Origin of the sequence: Erythrobacter sp. SD-21, assembly GCF_000181515.1 — a bacterium.
Classification (GTDB): Bacteria; Pseudomonadota; Alphaproteobacteria; order Sphingomonadales; family Sphingomonadaceae; genus Qipengyuania.
Genome location: NZ_ABCG01000002.1, coordinates 120,330 through 139,867 on the forward strand (window position 1 = coordinate 120,330; position 19,538 = coordinate 139,867).

The window sequence follows — 19,538 nt, forward strand, 5'->3', positions numbered from 1 at the left end:
TCAGACACCCGCCGCGTGTTCGCGCAGCATCCGCTTGGCGATCTGCAGTTGCAGGATCTGCGTCGTGCCTTCGTAGATGCGGTAGATGCGCGCATCGCGGAAGAAACGCTCCGCATCGTATTCGGCGAGATAGCCCGCGCCGCCATAGATCTGCACCACGCGGTCGACCACGCGGCCGCACATTTCGGACGCGAAGACCTTGAAGGCGGCGGCGTGCTTGACCGTATCCTCGCCCCGATCGACGCGCGCGGTCACGTCGGCCATCATCGCCTCGGCGGCGTAGATCTCGGTCCAGCTTTCCGCGAGCATCTGCTGGATCAGCTGGAAATTGGCGATGGGTTCGCCGAAGGCCTGCCGCTCGGTCGCGTATTTGGTCGCGCTGTCGAGCGCGCGGCGCGCATAGCCCGCGCTTGCCGCGCCGACCGATATGCGGCCGTTGTCGAGGCTCATCATGGCGAAGCGAAAGCCCTGCCCCGTCTCGCCGCCGAGCAACGCCTCGCTCGGCACATGTACATCGTCGAGCATGACGTCGGAGATATGGCTGCCCGACTGGCCCATCTTCTTGTCCGGGCTACCGGTCGACACACCCGGCGTGTCCATCGGCACGATGAAGGCGCTGACATGGGCGTTCTTGGGGAGCGCGTCCTTTTCGGTGCGCGCCATGATCAGCGCGACATCCGCGTGGGGCGCGTTGGTGATGTAGCGCTTGGTGCCGTTGAGGATCCAGCCGTTGCCGTCCGGATCGGGCCGCGCCATGGTCTGCATCGCGGCGCTGTCGCTGCCGCTGCCCGGTTCGGTGAGGCCGAAGCAGGCGATCTCGCCGCCTGCAATGCGCGGCCACCACTCGGCCTTCTGCGCCTCGGTCCCGCCGTTCTTGATCGCGGAATTGAACATGCCGACGTTGATCGAGAAGATCGAACGATAGGCGGGCGCGGCATAGGCCATGGTCTGCACGACCTTGGCGTACTGCGTGATGTTGAGCCCCGCGCCGCCGTAGTCTTCCGGCACGGTCAGGCCGAAAAGCCCCATGTCCTTCATCTCGGCAAGGATGTCGTCGGGGACCTTGTCTTCCTCGATCACCTGCTTCTCTGCAGGGATCAGCCGTTCGCGGACATAGCGCTCGAGCTGGTCGAGAAACTGGTCGAAAGTGTCCCGGTCCATTCCGGGATTGGGCGTGCTCACTCGGTCTCTCCCCCTTGCGGTGTCGGCTCTGTTTCGGGCGCTGTTGTCTCGTCTGGCAGACGCTGCTCGTCGAGCATGGAGGCGGCGTCCTCCAGCGCCTCCGCCTCTTCCTGCGTCACGGCACCGGGATCGGCACCTTCGGTCGAGGAATTGCAGGCGGCGAGGACAAAAGCCGGGGCCAGCGTGGACAGCAGGACGAGTCGCTTCATGGCGCGATGCTATCTCCCAGAAGGGGTTGCGACAAAGCCGCTACGGAAAAGGGCGGGCGGAGCGCCAACTCCTGCCCGCCCCTGATGTCTCGGGTCCGCTTATTCGGGCGGATCTTCGCCCATCGCGTCCATCGCCGCTTCGGCGGTGGCGGCGGCGCTGTCGCCGGCAGCTTCGACCGAGGCGGCTTCGGCAGCGCTGGGCGCAGTTTCGACCGGCTCGATCGCGGCCGCCGGATCGGCGACCGGTTCTTCCTCGACCGGGGCCATCGCTTCGTCAGCGGCGACTTCGACGGTCTCGGCTTCGGCTTCGGTCGAAGCGTCGTCCGCGCTGCCACAGGCGGCAAGGGCGAGGCTGGTGGCTGCAACGGCAGCGATACGGAACTTCATTGATGTCTCCTTGAAAAAAACTCTGTACCGCGGTGGTTAATCGCTTGTTCGCCACTTCGCCAAGGGAAAATGCGAAGCCAGCGGTTGCGCGCGGCGCGCCGTGTGGCAACAGGGGCGAATGGTCGCCAGTATGGAAAACGCCCGCGAGGCCCTGCGCGCCACCTTCGGCTTCGACGATTTCCGTGGACGGCAGGCCGAGGTGGTCGAACGCACGCTGGCGAGGCAATCGAGTCTTGCCGTGATGCCGACGGGCGCGGGCAAGTCGCTGACCTACCAGCTTCCGGCCACGATGCTGCAAGGATGCTGTATCGTCATTAGCCCGCTCATCGCGCTGATGCACGACCAGTTGAGGAGCGCGCGGGTAAACGGCATTCGCGCCGCCACCCTGACCAGCGCCGATGCCGACTGGCGCGAGACGCAGGACGCCTATCGCGCGGGCAAACTCGACCTGCTCTATGTCGCGCCCGAACGTGCGAGCCAGCCGGCTTTCCGCGATTTCCTCGCCTTCTCGCCGATTGCGCTGTTCGCCGTGGACGAGGCGCATTGCGTGTCCGAATGGGGCCATGATTTCCGGCCCGACTACCGGATGCTGCGCCCGCTGATGGATGCCTTCCCCGACGTCCCGCGCCTTGCGTTGACCGCGACGGCGGACCGGCAAACGCGCGGCGACGTGCTCGCGCAGCTGGGCATTCCGGAGGAGGGCCTGGTGCTGGCGGGCTTCGACAGGCCCAACATCCGCTACGCCATCCGCCACCGCGACAATCCGGTGCGCCAGATCGCGAACCTCATGGCGGAGCGCCCGGGGCCTGGCATCGTCTACGCCCAGACCCGCCGCAAGGTGGAGGACCTCGCCGAAAAGCTGGCGCGCGAGACGGGCCGCACGGTGCTGCCCTATCACGCCGGCCTCGATCCCGAGACGCGCGCCGCCAACCAGGCCGCCTTCGTTGCGAGCGAGGACATGGTGATCGTCGCCACCGTCGCGTTCGGCATGGGCATCGACAAGCCCGACGTGCGCTTCGTCGCCCATGTCGGTGTGCCCAAGTCGATCGAGGCCTATTATCAGGAAACCGGCCGCGCGGGCCGCGACGGCGATCCCTCCGCTGCCACGATGTTCTGGGGCGCGGGCGATTTCGCCACTGCCCGCGCGCGACTGGCCGAGGTGGACGGAGACCGCCGCGGTGCCGAGCGCGCTCGGCTCGATGCGCTGGCAGGGCTCGTCGAGACCCCGCAATGCCGCCGCGCCGTTCTCCTCCGCCATTTTGGTGAGGATCCGCCCGAGACCTGCGGCAATTGCGACAATTGCCTCGACGCGCCCGATGTCACCGAAGTGACCGAACTGGCGCGCAAGCTGCTGTCCGCCGTCTATCGCACCGGCCAGAGCTTTGGCATGGGCCACTTGCAGAAGGTCCTCACCGGCACCGAAGACGAGCGCGTGCGCCAGCGAGGGCATGACCGGCTGAGCGTCTACGGCATCGTCGAAGGCGAGGAGGCGCGCCTGCTCCAGCCGCTCGGCCGAGCGTTGCAGGCGCGCGGCGATCTCGTCCCGACCGAACACGGCGGGCTGGCGCTGGGCGGCAGCGCACGCGAGATCCTCAAAGGCGAGCGCGAAGTGGCTATCGTCGTCCCGCCCAAGCGCCAGCGGCGGGGCAGACGCGGCGGCGACGAGGCCAACCCCGTCGGCGATCCGCTGTTCGAAGCCTTGCGCGAACTGCGGCGCGAGCTCGCCAGCGAGGCGCAGGTCCCGCCCTATGTCGTCTTCCACGACAGCACCCTGCGAGAAATGGCCGCGAGCCGCCCCGCGAGCATGGACGCCATGAGCCGCGTCGGCGGGGTCGGCGGCAAGAAGCTAGAAGCCTATGGCGCGCGCTTCCTGCGCTGCATCGCGGAGAACTGAGGCTCGGGCGCGGCGGCCCTACTCCTTGCCGAACTCGATGGTGGCGACAGGCCGCGTGTTGCCGCTCTGGTTGCGATCCGGCCCGCGCTGGAACGTAACGTCGACATCGACCAGCGCCGCTTCGGCCGAACTCCTGGCGAAGCCGCGCCACATTCGCACCAGCACATGGCCCGCGCCGTTGGGATTGATGCGGTCCGCCCGGAAACCGTTCGCGCGCACTTCGTAAGTGCCTTCCTGCGCCACCCGGTCGAGATATTCCTCCGGCCCGAAGCCTTGCGTCATGTCGTTCGAGATCGTCCCGCCGCCACTGCTCAGCCGGTTGCTGTACATCACCCGTTCGCCATTGGGCTCGTCCACCCACAAGTCGATATCGGCGTCGGGCGCAGTCCATTCGATCACCACGCGCATGTCGGTGTCGAGCAGCGCCACCAACTCTTCTTCGAGGACCCAGCTGCGACCGCGCGCCTCGATCAGTGGGATGAGCGCGTTAGCCTCCATCAGGGCAATGACCTCGATCCCGTCATAAGCCCCCTCGAAAGGCTTGAGCGCTACCTCGGTGAGCAGGGCGAAGGCGCGTTCGAGATCTGCCAGCCCGGCCTGCCCCTCGGTCGCCTGCCCACGCGCCGCCAAGGCCAGAGCCAGCTGCCGCTTTGGCTGCGGGCGATGCGGCGCCCGTGCCGCGTAGCGTTCGAGCAGCGCGATGGCGCGGTCGTACTGCCCGTCGCGTTCGAGCCGGAACGCGACGATCTGGAGCGTCTCGTCATTGGCATCGGGCGTGTCGAGCGCCGACAGGCTCAGCGCCGTCGCGGTTTGCGTGTCGCCTTTCAGGCGAAACCACTCGGCCGTGTCGAGATAGAAGGCGGGCAGCGCGCCGTATTCCGCCTCCAGCCGGTCCAGTTCGGCAAGCGGGTCCTGCGCCTTGTCGAGCAAGGTGAAATAGGGCTGGTCGGACAGCTGGCCTGCCATGGTGAGCGTGCTCTGCCGCTCGGCAGGCATCTCTTCGGCCGCTTGCACCGGCACCGCGGCCGGTGTGTCGAGGAAGCTGTTGCGGCTAATGCGCGCGCCCGTGACCACGATGGCCGATCCGGAATCCTCCATCGCCTCTGCGGCGACGGCTGCGGGCGGCGGCGGAGGGGGCGGCGGCGGGGCCGAAGTCGGCGGTGGTAGCGGGGCACCCTGCGCAGCTTCCTCGTTTGCGCTGCCCTGGTCGCCGCCGGAAGCCGGGGCGGACGCGCGCGCGGTAAAGGTCGTGTTCCACCATTCGACGCGGTCTTTCCATCGGATACGCACGGCGCTTCGATGACCCGCCGCGCGTTGCTTCTGGTCCGCGACATGCGCGTCGAGCTGCTGGCGATACTCGGCCTGCCACTCGGCCCCGAAGGCCTCGGGCGCAGCGATTTCGGCCTCGATATACTGGTCGGGGCTTTCCAGTACGAGAAAGGCGAGCCCCGATCCTGCGACCTTGTAACGGCGTGCCATGGCGAGCTTCTGCTCGTGCAGTTCGGGCCGCATGGCGAGGGCGGCGACCTGCTGCTGCGCCCAGAGCGCGGCCGGGCCGTCCGAGGCAACCGCCTCACCGCGCGGGCGGACGATGCGGCGCGTGGCACTTGTTCCGTCGCCGCTCCGATAGGTCACGTCCCAGAAACCGGACGCGCCGGCGGGGGCGATCAGCGTTAGCTCCCCTGCCGCGGCGGCAAGCTGGCGAAAGGATACTTCTTCGCCCCTGTCGCAGCGCAGAGCCGTGATCGAAGCCATCCCTTGCGCAAGGCGAGAGGCCAGCTGGTCTGCATTCTCGCGCGTCAACCGCACCACTTCTCCACCGGAGACGGCGGCAAGCGCATCGAGTCGCGCGCTGTCTGCGCTGCGCGAGGAGGAGACCAGCGCGGTCGGGCAATCGGGCGTGAAGGGACTGGCGAAATCGACCGTGGCCTCGCCATCGGTGAATAACAGGCACTGGCTCGTCTGCTCCAGTTCGAGATCGGCCAGACCGGCAAAGGAGGTCGCGCCGCGATAGGTCTGCGCCTCCAGAGCCTCGCGCAGCGCGCCTGCGTCGGTGATTGAGGTGTCGACCGGCTGGTCGGAGGCGAAGCTTACGATATCGATGGCAGCCGGGCGGGTCCGTTCGACCAGCGCTTCGATCATCGCGATTTCCTGTTCGAGCAAATCGTCGCGCCCCGAGAGCGAGCGGTCCCAGTAGATCCGCAAGCGCCCTTCCGGCGGGATGGCCAATGTTTCGGGTAGCTCGTCCAGCGTCAGCGCGAGGAAGGTCTCGCCCGTTTCGTGCTCGGCAAGCACCGCGTCCGCATGGCGGCCGGCGGCGATGTAGAACCCCTCGTCGAGGCGGAAGCCCTGCCGCTCGATCCGCGCGGTGTAACTGTTGCCCTCACGCCGGAAACGAAAGCTGTCGCCGTCGAACCGGGCCTCAGGCGCGTGCGCATAGCCGGCCGCCTCGATCCGCACGGTCGCCTGCCCGACCTCCTGCGTGGCGAGCAGCGGCAAGTGAAGCCCGCGTTCGGGATCGAGCGCGGTCGCGAAGCTGAGGCGGAAGCGCCGCGGCTTGCCCCTTGTCAGCGGATAGATGCGGGTATCGAACCGGTTGCCGGTGACTTCGGCAAGACCGGGATCGCTCCGCCCGCGCACCTCGTCCTCATAGACCTCGCGCGCCCGGGTCTATTCGAGCAGCGAGCCGGGGATCATCCGGCCATCGACCGACAGCGCGTATCCCGTCACGACCGCGCCCTCGGGCAAAAGCAGCGACAAGCGCGCCTCGTCTTCCTGCCGATTGTCGGTCGCCAATTCCAGTTCGAGCGTAACCTCCGCCGTCGGCCCCGCGCGGCGCACCGCCATGTCCATCGAGGCGATGCGAATGCGGCGGGTGTCAGCTACCTCGCCCGAATCGATACCGCCCTGATACGCCGTGAGCAGCGGATTGGCCTGCTGCTGCGACAGGGCCGGTTGCGCGGCCAAGAGCGCCGCTCCTGCCAGCCAGAATATACGCTTCCCCATGCACGACCCCCTTCGCAATCAAGTACTTAAGCCTAGTGGGCGAGCACGATGCGACAAGCCGCAACCGAACTCGCTTGACGGCAGCGCTCTGCGATATAAATATGATATCATAGTTATATTGCAGGGGGATCGATCGATGTCTGTAGAATTGACCGGAATGAAGACCAGCCGCGAAAGCGCGGCGGCCAGCTACAGCGGCTATGTCATGCTGCTTATCCTCGTGATCGTGGTGGCGGCACTCGCCTTCGTGCTCCCCGGCATGGCGCCCGTCGATGGCGCGACCAAGGCGATGAAACTCGGCTTCGTCGGAATGCTCGTGGTGTCCCTCATCGGCGTGCTTATCCTCGCCTCCGGCTTCTTCATGATCCAGCCGAACCAGGCGGCGGTGATCACGCTGTTCGGCGAATATCGCGGGTCGGAGCGTACCGAGGGCCTGCGCTGGGTGTGGCCGTGGATGGGCAAGAACAAGATCTCCGCCCGTGCGCACAACATCCATTCCGACCGCGTGAAGATCAACGATTTGCGCGGGAACCCGATCGAGATCGCCTGCAACGTGGTCTGGCGCGTGCGCGACACGGCGCAGGCCAGCTTCGACGTCGACGATTACAAGGAGTTCGTGAACATCCAGATCGAGGCGGGCCTTCGCACGGTGGGTTCGCGCCACCCCTACGACGATTTCGAGGGTGAGGAAGTAACGCTCCGCGAAAGCGCCGACGTCGTCAATCGCGAGCTGCTCGAGGAACTCAACGACAGGCTGAAGGCGGCAGGTGTCGTGGTCGACGAGGCCGGTCTCACCCACCTTGCCTATGCCAGCGAAATCGCCAGCGCCATGCTCAAGCGCCAGCAGGCCGATGCCATCATCGCGGCGCGCGCCAAGATCGTTCTGGGCGCCGTCGGCATGGTCGAGGACGCGCTGACCAAGCTGTCGCAGGACGGTATCGTCGAGATGGACGACGAACGCCGCGCCGCCATGGTTTCGAACCTGATGGTCGTATTGTGCGGCGAAAAGGACGCGCATCCGGTGGTGAACGCCGGATCGCTCTACTGAGCCGGAGCTCGCGCGGGATTATCCCATGCCGCAGAAAAAAGCCTTCGCCTTGCGTCTCGACCCGGCCGTCCACGCCGCGGTCGAGCGCCTGGCAGCGGACGAGTTGCGCAGCGCCAACGCCCAGATCGAAATGCTCCTGCGCGAAGCGCTGAAGGCACGCGGGATCGCGGTGAAGCACACCCCCGCACCGCGCCGCGGCCGACCGCCGAGCTCCGACTAGTCCGGTCTGCGCCGGAACGCTCCGCGCCCCCTGCCCGTTTAGCGGAAAAGGAGCATGACATGGCAGGCGGTTGGGCGCGCGATGGCGCCGTTCAGGACCAGATCGACGATACGGTCAGCGACGCGGTGAGCGCCGCGCGGGCGCGGATGCCCAAGGGCGAGAGCGCGAGATATTGCGACGAATGCGGCGAGGATATTCCCGAACGCCGACGCGAGGCGCTCCCCGGCGTGCGCACCTGCGTCCAGTGCCAGTCGGGCCGCGACGCCGCCACGCGCCAATCGGGTATCAACCGCCGCGGCAGCAAGGACAGCCAGTTGCGCTGAGGCGCGGCTCGGTCCAAGGCGCTTTCCCATGAGTTCACCCTTCATCTGGCTCCAGCACGCCCTGCCGCACCACGCCGTCTCGCGCGGGGCGGGCAAGATCGCCTCTTCCGAGGTGCCCTTCATCAAGAACACGCTCATCCGCCGTTTCATCGCGGCCTATAACGTGGACATGAGCGAGGCTGCGCGCGGGGTGGAAGAGTTCAGGAGCTTCAACGACTTCTTCACCCGCGAGCTGAGCCCCGGCATGCGCCCGCTGGCAGACAGCGCCACGCACATCCTCAGCCCCGCCGATGGCGCGGTGAGCCAGATCGGCAAGATCGAAGACGACCGCATCTTCCAGGCCAAGGGTCGGCATTTTACCGCGAGCCAGTTGCTCGGCGGTGATGCTGAGGCGGCCAAACGCTTCGAAGGCGGCAGTTTTGCCACCATCTACCTTTCTCCGCGCGACTATCACCGCGTCCACATGCCCGCCGCCGGATCGCTGCGCAGCACGACCTATGTGCCAGGCGAGCTATTCTCGGTGAACCAGGTGACGGCGGAGAATGTCGACGGTCTCTTCGCCCGCAACGAGAGGCTCTCCTGCCTCTTCGACGGGCCCGATGGCCTGTTCGCGAGCGTCATGGTCGGCGCGATGATCGTGGCAGGGATCGAGACCGTGTGGAACGGTCTCGTCGAAACACACAACCCCAGGCTGGTGCGCGAGGAGTTCTCCGCGGACAATCACGCCTTCAAGGCGGGCGACGAAATGGGCCGCTTCATCCTCGGCTCGACCGTGGTGCTGCTGTTCGAACCCGGCAGGGTCGAATGGGATGCAAGCCTCAAGGCCGGCGAAGCCGTCCGCATGGGACAGGCGATCGGCAAGCGGCTTCAGCCGAAGGCAGGGGCGTAAGTCACGGTCCCGCTGGGCGCATCGCCGTCCAGCACCAGCCTCTGGAAATACTCCGCCGCCGGGCCGGGATAGGCGAGCTTCGGGTCGTGCTCGAAGCCGAAGCGCGCGTAATAGGCCGGTTCGCCCAGCAGCACGATGCCGCGCGCGCCCTGGTTGCGCATGTCGGCGATGGCGCGCTGCATCAGGCGCAGCCCCACGCCTTCGCACTGGGAGGACGGGAGCACGCTGATCGGGCTGAGGCCGAACCAGCCTGTCGTCCCGTCCGAAATCGTCACCGGAGAGACTGCGACATGGCCGACGATCCGCTCGCCATCCTCGGCTACCAGCGAAAGCGCCAGATCGCCCTCGGCGCGCAGGCGGTCGACAATGGCGACCTCGCTCCCGTCGCTGTGCTCGACCTCGGCAAAGGCGGCTTCGGTGACGACCGCGATCTCGGCGTGGTCGGCGGGGTTTTCCGGGCGGATGGTCAGCGCGCTCATGGCAGAATGTGCCCCGCCCGGTCGCGCTTGGTGGCGAGATAGCGGGCGTTGTGCGGATTGTCGGGCAGCGAATGGGACACGCGTTCGGAGACGTGCACGCCCTCGGCAACGAGCGCCTCGACCTTGGCGGGGTTATTGGTCATCAGGCGGATATCCTTCACTACCAAAAGGTCGAGCATGCGCGCGGCGGTAGGAAAATCGCGCGCCTCGTCGGGCAGGCCGAGCCGCGTGTTCGCATCGACCGTGTCAAAGCCCTGGTCCTGCAATCGATAGGCGCGCAGCTTGTTCACGAGGCCGATGCCGCGCCCTTCCTGCCGCATGTAGAGCAGGACGCCCCAGCCGCCCCTGCCTGCTTCTTCCGCCATCGCGCGCAGCGCCGCGTCAAGCTGCGGGCCGCAATCGCATTTGAGGCTGCCGAGGATGTCGCCGGTGAGGCATTCGGAATGCAGCCGCACCAGCGGGGCGAGTTCGGCGCGCTGCTCGCCGATCACCAGTGCAACATGTTCGCGCGTGTCGTCGGGGCTGCGGAAGGCGACGATGCGCGCGTCCTCCGCGGCGGCGACAGGCAGCTTAGCGCGCGTGGCGATGCGCAGGCGCTGCGGGTCGGTGAAGGCGTCCACGTCGCTCGCGGCAAGGTGCGCGGCCTCGCCTGCCCCCTGCGGATCGACGAGAAAGGCGGGCAGGATGCCGGCAATCCGCGCCAGTTCGAGCGCGGCGCGCGCTTGTGCCTCCCATTCGAGCGCCAGCGCCTTGAAGGGACCCTTGAGCGGGCTTTGCAGATCGAGCGCGGGATCGGCCACCGCCAGCGCGGCAGGCAGGTCGAAGGCGTCCGCCCCGCGCATCAGCACGGGTGTGCGCGGCACGGCGGCTTCGCGCTGGTTGGCGAGTTTCAGCGTGGCGGCGCGGGTGGCCGAGAGCAGCATCGCCTCGCCCGATACATCGGAGAAAGCGGTCTCGACCGGCTGCAACAAAGGCGCGCCCTCGATCGCCAGCGGCCAGCCGTGACGCAGCGCGTCCACCGCAAGCGCCGCCCGGCGGGATGGAGAGGGCGCGGGCTCGCTCAGATGTCGAACTCCGTCACCAGCGGCACGTGGTCAGAGGGCTTTTCCCAGTCGCGGGCGTATTCATGGACCGAGTGCCCGCTCGCCTGCTTCGCCAGTTCGGGGCTCGCCCACATGTGGTCGAGACGGCGTCCGCGATCGTTCGCTTTCCAGTCCTTCGCGCGGTAGCTCCACCAGCTGTAATAGCGTTCGGGCGCCTTGATGTGCTCGCGCCCGATATCGGCCCAGCCATGCGCGTCCATGAAGCGCTGCAGGCTCTCGACCTCGATCGGCGTGTGGCTGACGACCTTCAGCAATTGCTTGTGGTTCCATACGTCGCTTTCAAGCGGCGCAATATTGAAATCGCCCACGATCAGCGTCGGGCGGTCGACCGCATCGGCCCAACGAGTCATACGTTCGAGGAAGTCGAGCTTCTGCCCGAATTTCACGTTGATCTCGCGGTCGGGCTCGTCGCCGCCGGCAGGAACATAGACGTTCTCGACGATCATGCCGTCATGTTCCGGCAATTCTACCCCCACATGGCGTGCCTCGCCATTGTCCTGCCAGTCGTGGCGCGAAAACTCGCGGATCGGCACGCGGCTGACCGTGGCGACGCCGTGATAGCCCTTCTGGCCATGCACCGCGATATGCTCGTATCCGAGCGCCTTGAACGCCTCGTAGGGGAACTGGTGCTCCTGGCACTTTATCTCCTGCAGGCAGAGCACGTCAGGCGCGGTCTCCTTCAGAAAGCGCTCGACGATGGGCATGCGGAGGCGGACGGAATTGATATTCCAGGTAGCGACAGAAACCATGGCGCGGGAGATAGGGCGCGCGGGCGCGGGGGTCCACCCGCAACCCACAACAAAAAACCCTCGAGCCGGGGGCATTGGCTCGAGGGTTCCTTGTGAGCGTTCGTCACGCTTGGACGAAGGGGCTTGTCGGGCGGGACAATCAACAGGGGGGAAATTGCCGCCCACCGCTTCGATGCCTCTATTTTTACGCCCATTTAAATTGCTGCTCAATGAACATTCGGCCTCGGCGAATCGCAATCGCGAAACGCTTCGTCGCCGAGCCGTTTATCCCGGACGACGAGATGAACGGCGCGGGTCACGGAAGGTGAACGCGCTGTCGGCCACCGACACGCCGTAACGGTTGTTCGAAAGGCGCACGGTGGTGCGGTGATTCTGCGAATCGAGCGCCACCCAATGGGTCAGCCTGAGACCGCCCGGCGCCGAGGCGTCGCGGGCGAAAATCAGCGTGATCACGCCGAATTCCGGACGCTTGGGATCGCGCACCTCGATGCTGACCACATCGCTGTGGCTGGTCGGCACGAGGCGACCGTATTTCTTGACGTCGCGGCTGGGGTCGACAAGCGCGCCGAGCGGCGAGTTCTTGATCGGCCAGCGCTGGACCTGGTTCACCTCGTAGTCGATCATATACATCGACTTACCGTTCGAGACGACGAGGAGCGGCACGCCCTTTTCGTATTCGAAACGGATCTTGCCGGGGCGCTTCAACGTCATGACGCCCGAGACGGCTTGGCCGTTGCGGTCGGTCTGGACAAAATTGGCGCGCATGGTCGAAATACCGCGCAGGGCCTCGACCGCCTGGTCGAGATCGCCGGTGGCCGCTTCGACGGGGGCGGGGGCTGCGTAGAAAGACGCAGGGACGCCCACGGCCAGCGCAAGAGCGAGGGCCGAGGCAACGGGTCGATTCTTGAAGAGAGACAAGGTGTTCATGCTCCGTGGTGTACAGTCGGAGCATTGAACTGTCACTGAACTAAAGGCGTTCCCGCCGTTCAGCTTGGTTGGCGCCGGAACGAGCCGGCGCCCGGCCAGATCACTTGATCTTGGCTTCCTTGAATTCGACGTGCTTGCGCGCCACCGGGTCGTACTTCTTGAAGACGAACTTTTCCGTGTGGTTACGCGGATTCTTCTTCGTCACGTAGTAAAAGCCCGTGTCGGCGGTCGAGACGAGCTTGATCTTGACGGTTGCGGGCTTCGCCATGGCGTGTTCCTAAAGATCTTTCTGATGGGCCGGACCCGGTAGCGGGCGTGACCGAAATAATAAGGGCGGCGCGAGCTGCACCGCCGTGTGGCGCGCCCATTGGGTGATTCACGGGGAAAAGTCAAGCGCGAGGAGCGCCGCAAAGCTACCAATCGACCTTGCCCCGGGTCGCCTTAACCTCGCCGCGCGCTTTCTTGGCCTTCAGGCGCTTCACCTTGCCCACGCGATTGACCCGGCTTTTCTTGCGTTTCTTCGGCGGTCTCAGCGCCTCGCCCAGCAGCGCAACCAGCCGTTCGCGCGCCGCTTCGCGATTCTGTTCCTGCGTGCGGTACTCGTTGGCGGTGAGCACGATCTCGCCCGCCTTGGTGAACTTGCTGCCCGCGATGTCCTTCAGCCGTTCAAAGGCATCGGGAGGCATTCCGAGCTGGAACACGTCGACGCGCAACTGCACGGCGGTGGCGACCTTGTTGACGTTCTGCCCGCCCGGGCCGGAGGAGGCGATGAATTTCTCCTCGGCAATCTCCAGCGCCCGGTCGGCTATCCTACCCAATTCGGCCTACCCATCCGAAAAACCGAGCGCCGCAAAATCGCGCGGCAGCGGCGCGGCGGCCTCGATGGCGGGCTTGCTCTCGCGCGGGACCATCAGCCCGGCGGCGTGAAGCATGGTGCGCGGCGCCCCCTTACCTGTCCCGTAAACCGGGTCGCCGAGCAGCGGGAGGCCGAGGCCGGCCTCGCAATGGATGCGAATCTGGTGGGTGCGGCCCGTTTCGGGCCGGAATTCGAGCAGCGCCTTGCCGTCATGCTCCATCAGCTTGCGCCAGTGCGTGACCGAGGGCTTGCCCTTCTTCGCCGCGATCATGCGCCAGCCCTTGCCCGCGCTGCTGATCTTGGAGAGCGACAGCGCGATCGTGCCTTCCTCGCCGTCCGGAATGCCCGCAAGCACGCCGAGATAGCGCTTTTCGACCAGCCGGTCCTCGAAGGCTTTGGCAAAGCGTTTCAGCGCCTTGGGATTGCGCGCCAGCAGCAGGCAGCCGCTGGTGTCGGTGTCGAGCCGGTGCACGGCGGCGGGCGGGCGCTGGAAGCCCAGCTTCAACTGTTCGAAATGGTCTTCGAGGCAGGGGCCGCCGCGCTTGGGGCGATCGACCGAAAGGCCGGCGGGCTTGTCGATGACGAGCGCTTCGCCGTCTTCGAAGATAATGGGAATGTCGGTCATGCAGTCTTCAATTTAGCGCGCACCAGCTGGCGCAGCGCGTTTCCGAGGAAGAAACCGTCCTCGAGATCGGCAATGGTGAGTTCGGCCTCGCGCGCCTTGCCCTCGTCGAGAAGCGACTGGCGATACACGCCGGGCAAAAGGCCGAGCGTGGCGGGCGGAGTGAGCAATAGGCCATCGCGCTCCACAAAGATACTGGTCACGCAGCCTTCGGTGAGGAGGCCATCCTCGCGCACGAAGAGCGCCTCTTGCGCCCCGGCGCGATGGGCGACGCGCTGGCCGTCTTCGTAAAAGCCGCGGTTGCTGGTCTTATGGCGCAGCCGCCAGTCGCCCGGATCGACCGGGAGCGGGAGGATGATACACTGCGCCGGCTCGCCCCAGGCCTCGGGCATCGGTCCGGCTTCCAGCGCCACCGCGCCGCAGCGGCTGGCGAGTAGGCGCACGCGGCTGGGCCCTTCGAGGACGAAGCAGCACGCGTGCATCTGGTTGCGCGCCTCGTGCCGGTCGAAGCTGAATCCCAATTCGGCGGCGCTCTGTTTCATCCGCGCCAGATGGCGTTCGAGCAGCGGGATGCCTTCCTCGGGGGTAAAGCGCATTGTCTCGATGAGGTCGAATTGCGCCGCGCGGTGTTCGGCCGAGCTGGTGTTGGCAAAGGAGCCTTTCAGCAGCGCCTCGCGCCATTCGGTGCGCGGCTCGCTGTCGGCGACAATCGCGCCGCCGACGCCGAGCACAGCCTTGCCGCGCGCGTTCTCAATCTCGGTCAGGCGCAGCGTGCGGATCGCGACGTTGAAGGCCGCATCGCCATCCGCGCCAATCCGCCCGATCGCCCCGCAATAGGGCCCGCGCGGTTCTCCTTCGACCTCGTCGATCAGCTCCATCGCGCGGATCTTCGGCGCGCCGGTGATCGACCCGCAGGGAAAGAGCGCGCGCACGAGCTCGGTCGCGCCCAGCCCCGCGCGCAGCTGCGCCCCCACCACGCTCACCATCTGGTGGACGGTGGGGTAACTTTCGATCGCGAAGGGTTCATCCACCCGCACACTGCCCGCCTCGGCCACGCGGGCCAAATCGTTGCGCATGAGGTCGACGATCATGAGGTTTTCGGCCTTGTCCTTGACCGATCCGGCCAGTGCCTCGGCCAGCGCCTTGTCTTGGACCTCGTCGGCCGAACGCGGCCGCGTGCCCTTCATCGGCTTGGCCTTGGCCTCGCGTCCTTTCAGCGACACGAACAGTTCGGGCGAAAGGCTCAGGAGCCAGTGCGAGCCGTCGAAGATCGCCCCGCCATAGCCCGCCTGCGCCGCCGGTCGCAGCGCCGCGTAGAGACCGAGCGGGTCGCCGGTGAAATTGCCTGCCAAAGGGAAGGTCAAATTCGCTTGGTAGATATCGCCCGCGCGGATCGCCTCCTGCAGGCGCTCGAACGCCATTTCGTAGCCGCCGGGCGAAAGCTGCGGTTCGAGCGGGCCGACGCTGCCAGGCCCCTGCGCTCTCGCCGATAGCCATGCGGGCACGTCCTTTGCAGCAATCCGCTCCGGCGCATCGAACAGGCCGAGCCAGACCAGCGGCCCAGCCCCGCCCGTCTTCGCGTCCGCCAGCGCGGCGAGCCGGTCCTCCAGCGCAAGGCCGGCCTCGTAAGCGATGTAGCCGGCTAGCTCCCCTCCTTGCGTGCGCGCTGCTTCGGCCGCTTCGAGCGCGCCGCGCACATCTTCGGGCCTATGCGCGACGAAGACCTGCTTCGGATTTTCATAGAACAGCGCATCGGCCGCGCCGCTGCTGCGCGCATCGTCCAGCAAAACGAAGGGAGGTGTGCCCGCCATTGGCCCCAAGCATTTACAGCCCTTGTGGCTCAAGTCGAGCGATTGCTTGACCTTGGACCGCGTGACAGTCCAGATCGCAGCTCGATTAGGGCACACTAAAGACACGGGACGGGCGACGCATGAGCACAATATTCCTCGGGCTGGGAGCGGATGGCGAGAACCAGCATTTGCGGCTGGACCAGGCCAATCGCCACGGGCTGATCGCGGGCGCGACCGGCACCGGCAAGACGGTCACCCTGCAGGGCCTTGCGGAGAGCTTTTCAGCCAACGGCGTGCCCGTCTTCGTCGCCGATGTGAAGGGTGATCTTGCCGGCATTTCCATGGCCGGATCGCCGCAATTCAAGCATGCCGACAAGCTGGAGGGGCGTGCAAAGGAACTGGGCATGGAAGACTATGCCTATGCCGACAACGCGGCCGTTTTCTGGGACCTGTATGGCGAGAAAGGCTTCCCGATCCGCACCACGATTTCGGAAATGGGGCCCCTGCTGCTCGCCCGGCTGCTGGGCCTCAACGATACCCAGGAAGGCGTGCTCAACATCGTCTTCCGTTATGCCGACGAGAACAATCTCCTGCTCCTCGACCTCGGCGATCTGCAGGCCATGCTGACCTTCGCCTATGAGAACGCCAAGGACCTCTCGGGCAAATACGGCAATGTCTCGAAGGCGAGCGTCGGCGCGATCCAGCGGCAGCTGCTGAGTTTCGAAAGCCAGGGCGCGGACATGTTCTTCGGCGAGCCCGCGCTGGAGATTGACGATTTCCTTAGCGTGGACGAACAAGGGCGCGGCATAATCAACGTGCTCGCCGCCGACAGGCTGATGCGCAGCCCCAAGCTTTATGCGACCTTCCTGCTCTGGCTGCTCGCCGAACTGTTCGAGACGCTGCCCGAGGTGGGCGATCCGGACAAACCGAAGCTAGTGTTCTTCTTCGACGAGGCGCACCTCCTCTTCGACGAGGCGCCCGAGGCGCTGGAAGACAAGGTTGAACAAGTTGTACGCCTGATCCGCTCCAAGGGTGTGGGCGTTTTCTTCGTGACGCAGAACCCGATCGACATTCCCGAGAAGATCGCCGGCCAGCTTGGAAACCGGGTCCAGCACGCGCTGCGCGCCTTCACCCCGCGCGACCAGCGGGCCATTCGGGCGGCGGCGGAAACCTTCCGCATCAATCCCGATCTCGATGTCGAGGAGGCGATCACCCAGCTCAAGGTCGGCGAGGCTCTGGTCTCCACGCTCGACGAGGACGGCGCGCCCGGCGTGGTGCAGCGCACGCTGATCAAGCCGCCGCATTCGCGCCTTGGCCCGGTGACCGAGAAGGAGCTCAAGATCATCAATTCGGTGAGTGATCTGGATGGCAAGTATGACGAGGCCATCGACCGCGAGAGCGCGGAAGAGGTGCTCGCCGCCAAGACCGCCGATGCCGCCGCCACCGCAGCCGAGGTGGAGGAAAAGGGCCGCGAGGAAGTGGCCAGGCGCGAACGCAAGACGCCGAGCATGTGGACCAAGGCGGGCAAGGCCGCGGCCAAGGCTGCTGCCGGGTCGATGACCTCGGTCGCGGTGGCCGCCGTGCTGGGCAAGAAATCGCGCGCCGATCCGGTCCGCACCGGGCTCAATGCCTTCGTGCGCAATATCGTGGGCGGGTTGATGCGCTAGAGCGGGAGACGCAGTTCCGCGACGAGCCCGCCTTCGGGGCGGTTGGCGAGGACGAGCGAGCCGCCATGCTGTTCGGCTACCGCACGAGCAAGCGTGAGGCCGAGCCCCGCTCCGCCGGTCGCGCGGTTGCGGCTGGCCTCGCCGCGGGTGAAGGGCTCCATCATGTCGGCAATGCGGTGTTCTGGGATGCCGGGGCCGGTGTCCTCGACGCGCAGGACCGCTTCCTGCCCTTCCGTCGCGACGACCACCCGCGCATCGCCGCCATAGCGCAGCGCGTTGGAGACGAGGTTGCGCAAGCCGCGCTTGAGCCAGGTCAGGTGAACCGGCGCCACTACGCGCGCGGCCTCCAGCGCGACGCTATCGCCGGTGTCCTCGAATTCCTCGACCACCCCGGCGGCCAGCGCGGCAAGGTCGGTGCGCTCGGGCGACGCATCGGACTTGCCCACGCGGGCGAGCGCGAGGATCTCGTCGAGCGTCAGCGTGATGTCCTCAATACTGTCGACCATCCGGGCGCGGGCCACTTCGTCGGCCACACCCTCGACCCGCACACGCAACGCGGCCAGCGGTGTCTTGAGATCGTGCCCGATCGCGCCGAGCATGACGTCCTTCTCGTCGAGCATGGCACCGATCCGCGCTTCCATCGCGTTATGCGCCGCGATCAGCCGCCGCACGTCCTCGGGTCCGGCCTCCTCCATGGGGCGACCCTTGCCGGGATTGCGCGTGAAGTCCTCGGTCTGGCGAGTAAGCTGGGCGAGCGGACCGGTGATGCGGCGCAGGACCAGCCACAGCACGAAGGACAGGAGCAGCGTCAGCAAGGCCGCGCGCAGCAGCGGGAAAACGGGTCCGAAATGCTCGTGCGGGCGATAGACTGGCGCGCGAACCACGTCCCAGCCGTCACCTTGGCGGACACCGGCAATCGCGATCGTGCGCGGCAGGTCGCGCTCGGTCAGGCCGCGCCTGCGTGCGAGGCGCTCGAGGAAACGCTGGGCCACGGGATCATTGGCGACCGACCGTTCGACGAGCCTGATGTTCTCGAATTCGTGCCCGTTGTCGCGAAGCGTTTCGGCGAGGCGCTGCTGAAGTTCGGGTAGTGGACGATCGCCCGCAAGCGTCGCGAAGCTTTCGGCGCGGGTGAAGTCGGTCCCAGCGAAGCGCCGTCCGCCGCGCCGTGGGCCCCGTCTCGATTCCCGCCGCGACTCGTCGAGGGCGGGGTGCGGACCGGGCTGCAATTCCACAGTGAGCGGCCCCGCCTGGCGGACCCGTTGGGAGGCGACGAGGCGCAGGCTGAGCGTGTTGACGAGCGCCGTTTCGACGCGCTGCTTTTCAATCCGCCAGCCGAGATAGCCGTTGACACCCTGCACCAAGAACAGCGTCAGCGCGATCGCAAGCGTGACCTGGCCAAGCAGGCTTTTGGGGAGGAAGCGCCTCATGCTTCGTCTGTGGGCACGCGCGTGACATCGGCGCCGAAACGGTAGCCACCGCCGCGCACGGTCTGGATGAAGTGCGGGTCACGGCTGTCCGCCTCAATCTTGCGGCGCAGGCGGCTGACCTGGTTGTCGACCGCACGGTCGAAAAGTTGCGCCTCGCGGCCCTGCACCATGTCGAGCAACCGGTCGCGGTCGAGCACCTGCCGAGGATGGTCGCAAAAGGCGCGCAGCATGCGGAATTCGGCGGTCGAGATCGGCACCAAAGCGCCCTCGGGATCGGTCAGGCGGCGTTTGAGCGGGTCGAGCGTCCAGCCCTCGAAACGATAGGCCATGTCCTCCGCCGGGGCTTCGGGCGCACGGTCGGCCCGGCGCAGGACCGAGCGGATGCGCGCGACCAATTCGCGCGGTTCGAAGGGCTTGGTGACATAGTCATCGGCGCCGATCTCCAGCCCGATGATGCGGTCCATCGCCTCGCCTTTTGCGGTGAGGAGGATGACGGGCAGGTGCCGCGTCTCGACGAGGTGGCGGCAGAGAGAGAGGCCGTCCTCGCCCGGCATCATGATGTCGAGCAGGACGAGATCGGGCGCCTCGGATCCGAGCAGGCTGCGCGCCGCCGCCGCGCTCTCGGCCTCGCGCACGACGAACCCCTGGCCGGTGAGATACTCGGCCAGGGGTTCGCGCAGGCTCGGCTCGTCGTCGACGAGGACGAGGGTGGTGGGCGCGGTGTCGTTCATCGCGTCGCCGCGCCTACCGTTGCCGG

General features: G+C 66.6%; 21 protein-coding genes. 6 read left to right on the forward strand and 15 right to left on the reverse strand.

What is annotated here, in order from left to right:
- From ED21_RS03965 to ED21_RS03975, 3 genes are all read right to left on the reverse strand, one after another.
- Complete coding sequence (locus ED21_RS03965; protein ID WP_006832547.1) at positions 1-1,161, reverse strand: acyl-CoA dehydrogenase family protein; 1,161 nt, start codon at positions 1,159-1,161, stop codon at positions 1-3.
- 17 nt (positions 1,162-1,178) lie between these two features.
- Positions 1,179-1,391: a hypothetical protein gene (locus ED21_RS03970; protein WP_006832548.1), complete on the reverse strand. Its 213-nt coding sequence runs from the start codon at positions 1,389-1,391 to the stop codon at positions 1,179-1,181.
- A 99-nt stretch (positions 1,392-1,490) separates the two neighbouring features.
- Positions 1,491-1,778, reverse strand: coding sequence for a hypothetical protein (locus tag ED21_RS03975; RefSeq protein ID WP_006832549.1), 288 nt, complete (start codon positions 1,776-1,778; stop codon positions 1,491-1,493).
- A 118-nt stretch (positions 1,779-1,896) separates the two neighbouring features.
- Here ED21_RS03975 and recQ point away from each other — a divergent pair, with 118 nt between their 5' ends.
- Positions 1,897-3,672, forward strand: a complete 1,776-nt coding sequence (gene recQ, locus ED21_RS03980; protein WP_006832550.1) for a DNA helicase RecQ — start codon at positions 1,897-1,899, stop codon at positions 3,670-3,672.
- Between the two features lie 18 nt (positions 3,673-3,690).
- On the opposite strand, the gene ED21_RS03985 is transcribed toward recQ, so the two are convergent.
- Positions 3,691-6,312, reverse strand: coding sequence for a hypothetical protein (locus ED21_RS03985; protein WP_006832551.1), 2,622 nt, complete (start codon positions 6,310-6,312; stop codon positions 3,691-3,693).
- Between the two features lie 30 nt (positions 6,313-6,342).
- The gene (locus ED21_RS03990; protein ID WP_006832552.1) at positions 6,343-6,678 is read right to left on the reverse strand and encodes a VIT domain-containing protein; all 336 of its coding nucleotides are present in this window, start codon (positions 6,676-6,678) and stop codon (positions 6,343-6,345) included.
- Positions 6,679-6,814: 136 nt separating this feature from the next.
- Between ED21_RS03990 and ED21_RS03995 the strand changes: the two genes are divergently transcribed.
- From ED21_RS03995 to asd, 4 genes are read left to right on the forward strand one after another with little or no spacing between them, the layout of a single operon-like run.
- Positions 6,815-7,726, forward strand: coding sequence for an SPFH domain-containing protein (locus ED21_RS03995; protein ID WP_034921398.1), 912 nt, complete (start codon positions 6,815-6,817; stop codon positions 7,724-7,726).
- A 25-nt stretch (positions 7,727-7,751) separates the two neighbouring features.
- The gene (locus tag ED21_RS04000) at positions 7,752-7,946 is read left to right on the forward strand and encodes a hypothetical protein (protein ID WP_006832554.1); all 195 of its coding nucleotides are present in this window, start codon (positions 7,752-7,754) and stop codon (positions 7,944-7,946) included.
- Between the two features lie 59 nt (positions 7,947-8,005).
- Positions 8,006-8,269: a DksA/TraR family C4-type zinc finger protein gene (locus tag ED21_RS04005; RefSeq protein ID WP_006832555.1), complete on the forward strand. Its 264-nt coding sequence runs from the start codon at positions 8,006-8,008 to the stop codon at positions 8,267-8,269.
- Between the two features lie 28 nt (positions 8,270-8,297).
- A complete protein-coding gene (asd, locus tag ED21_RS04010; protein ID WP_006832556.1) occupies positions 8,298-9,158 on the forward strand; it encodes an archaetidylserine decarboxylase in 861 nt (286 codons plus the stop codon).
- Here the strand turns inward: asd and ED21_RS04015 are convergent.
- The 8 genes from ED21_RS04015 to pabB all read right to left on the reverse strand — a co-directional run bounded on the left by ED21_RS04015 (position 9,137) and on the right by pabB (position 15,705).
- On the reverse strand, positions 9,137-9,637 hold the full coding sequence (locus tag ED21_RS04015) for a GNAT family N-acetyltransferase (RefSeq protein WP_006832557.1): 501 nt from the start codon (positions 9,635-9,637) through the stop codon (positions 9,137-9,139). The genes asd and ED21_RS04015 overlap by 22 nt on opposite strands.
- Complete coding sequence (ribA, locus tag ED21_RS04020) at positions 9,634-10,656, reverse strand: GTP cyclohydrolase II (protein ID WP_006832558.1); 1,023 nt, start codon at positions 10,654-10,656, stop codon at positions 9,634-9,636. The genes ED21_RS04015 and ribA overlap by 4 nt, the downstream gene beginning before the upstream one ends.
- Positions 10,657-10,697: 41 nt before the next feature.
- Positions 10,698-11,489, reverse strand: a complete 792-nt coding sequence (gene xth / locus ED21_RS04025; RefSeq protein WP_006832559.1) for an exodeoxyribonuclease III — start codon at positions 11,487-11,489, stop codon at positions 10,698-10,700.
- Between the two features lie 264 nt (positions 11,490-11,753).
- Positions 11,754-12,416: an outer membrane lipoprotein carrier protein LolA gene (locus ED21_RS04030; RefSeq protein WP_006832560.1), complete on the reverse strand. Its 663-nt coding sequence runs from the start codon at positions 12,414-12,416 to the stop codon at positions 11,754-11,756.
- Positions 12,417-12,516: 100 nt separating this feature from the next.
- Positions 12,517-12,684, reverse strand: coding sequence for a 50S ribosomal protein L33 (gene rpmG, locus ED21_RS04035; protein ID WP_006832561.1), 168 nt, complete (start codon positions 12,682-12,684; stop codon positions 12,517-12,519).
- 145 nt (positions 12,685-12,829) lie between these two features.
- Positions 12,830-13,234 carry an alternative ribosome rescue aminoacyl-tRNA hydrolase ArfB gene (gene arfB / locus ED21_RS04040; protein WP_006832562.1) on the reverse strand — a complete coding sequence of 135 codons (405 nt, stop codon included), beginning with the start codon at positions 13,232-13,234 and terminating at the stop codon, positions 12,830-12,832.
- A 6-nt stretch (positions 13,235-13,240) separates the two neighbouring features.
- Entirely contained in the window at positions 13,241-13,897 is a 657-nt protein-coding gene (locus ED21_RS04045) for an RluA family pseudouridine synthase (protein ID WP_006832563.1), read from the reverse strand.
- A complete protein-coding gene (pabB, locus tag ED21_RS04050) occupies positions 13,894-15,705 on the reverse strand; it encodes an aminodeoxychorismate synthase component I (RefSeq protein ID WP_006832564.1) in 1,812 nt (603 codons plus the stop codon). Before pabB ends, ED21_RS04045 begins: the two co-directional genes overlap by 4 nt.
- Before the next feature lie 119 nt (positions 15,706-15,824).
- On the opposite strand from pabB, the gene ED21_RS04055 reads away from it, so the two are divergent.
- A complete protein-coding gene (locus ED21_RS04055; RefSeq protein WP_006832565.1) occupies positions 15,825-17,351 on the forward strand; it encodes a helicase HerA-like domain-containing protein in 1,527 nt (508 codons plus the stop codon).
- Here the strand turns inward: ED21_RS04055 and ED21_RS04060 are convergent.
- Together ED21_RS04060 and ED21_RS04065 are read right to left on the reverse strand one after the other, a co-directional pair.
- A complete protein-coding gene (locus ED21_RS04060; protein ID WP_006832566.1) occupies positions 17,348-18,781 on the reverse strand; it encodes a HAMP domain-containing sensor histidine kinase in 1,434 nt (477 codons plus the stop codon). The genes ED21_RS04055 and ED21_RS04060 overlap by 4 nt on opposite strands.
- The gene (locus ED21_RS04065) at positions 18,778-19,512 is read right to left on the reverse strand and encodes a response regulator (RefSeq protein ID WP_034921537.1); all 735 of its coding nucleotides are present in this window, start codon (positions 19,510-19,512) and stop codon (positions 18,778-18,780) included. The genes ED21_RS04060 and ED21_RS04065 overlap by 4 nt, the downstream gene beginning before the upstream one ends.
- Between the last annotated feature and the right edge of the window lie 26 nt (positions 19,513-19,538).

Excerpts from the sequence above, each read along its gene's own strand:
- ED21_RS04000 (WP_006832554.1), top strand. The coding sequence starts at position 7,752 with ATGCCGCAGAAAAAAGCCTTCGCCTTGCGTCTCGACCCGGCCGTCCAC.
- ED21_RS03990 (WP_006832552.1), bottom strand. The coding sequence starts at position 6,678 with ATGGGGAAGCGTATATTCTGGCTGGCAGGAGCGGCGCTCTTGGCCGCG.
- pabB (WP_006832564.1), bottom strand. The coding sequence starts at position 15,705 with ATGGCGGGCACACCTCCCTTCGTTTTGCTGGACGATGCGCGCAGCAGC.
- ED21_RS04005 (WP_006832555.1), top strand. The coding sequence starts at position 8,006 with ATGGCAGGCGGTTGGGCGCGCGATGGCGCCGTTCAGGACCAGATCGAC.
- ED21_RS04065 (WP_034921537.1), bottom strand. The coding sequence starts at position 19,512 with ATGAACGACACCGCGCCCACCACCCTCGTCCTCGTCGACGACGAGCCG.
- ED21_RS03965 (WP_006832547.1), bottom strand. The coding sequence starts at position 1,161 with ATGGACCGGGACACTTTCGACCAGTTTCTCGACCAGCTCGAGCGCTAT.
- xth (WP_006832559.1), bottom strand. The coding sequence starts at position 11,489 with ATGGTTTCTGTCGCTACCTGGAATATCAATTCCGTCCGCCTCCGCATG.
- ED21_RS03995 (WP_034921398.1), top strand. The coding sequence starts at position 6,815 with ATGTCTGTAGAATTGACCGGAATGAAGACCAGCCGCGAAAGCGCGGCG.
- asd (WP_006832556.1), top strand. The coding sequence starts at position 8,298 with ATGAGTTCACCCTTCATCTGGCTCCAGCACGCCCTGCCGCACCACGCC.
- ED21_RS04055 (WP_006832565.1), top strand. The coding sequence starts at position 15,825 with ATGAGCACAATATTCCTCGGGCTGGGAGCGGATGGCGAGAACCAGCAT.
- ED21_RS04045 (WP_006832563.1), bottom strand. The coding sequence starts at position 13,897 with ATGACCGACATTCCCATTATCTTCGAAGACGGCGAAGCGCTCGTCATC.
- ED21_RS04060 (WP_006832566.1), bottom strand. The coding sequence starts at position 18,781 with ATGAGGCGCTTCCTCCCCAAAAGCCTGCTTGGCCAGGTCACGCTTGCG.
- ED21_RS04015 (WP_006832557.1), bottom strand. The coding sequence starts at position 9,637 with ATGAGCGCGCTGACCATCCGCCCGGAAAACCCCGCCGACCACGCCGAG.
- ED21_RS03970 (WP_006832548.1), bottom strand. The coding sequence starts at position 1,391 with ATGAAGCGACTCGTCCTGCTGTCCACGCTGGCCCCGGCTTTTGTCCTC.
- rpmG (WP_006832561.1), bottom strand. The coding sequence starts at position 12,684 with ATGGCGAAGCCCGCAACCGTCAAGATCAAGCTCGTCTCGACCGCCGAC.
- recQ (WP_006832550.1), top strand. The coding sequence starts at position 1,897 with ATGGTCGCCAGTATGGAAAACGCCCGCGAGGCCCTGCGCGCCACCTTC.
- ED21_RS03975 (WP_006832549.1), bottom strand. The coding sequence starts at position 1,778 with ATGAAGTTCCGTATCGCTGCCGTTGCAGCCACCAGCCTCGCCCTTGCC.
- ED21_RS04030 (WP_006832560.1), bottom strand. The coding sequence starts at position 12,416 with ATGAACACCTTGTCTCTCTTCAAGAATCGACCCGTTGCCTCGGCCCTC.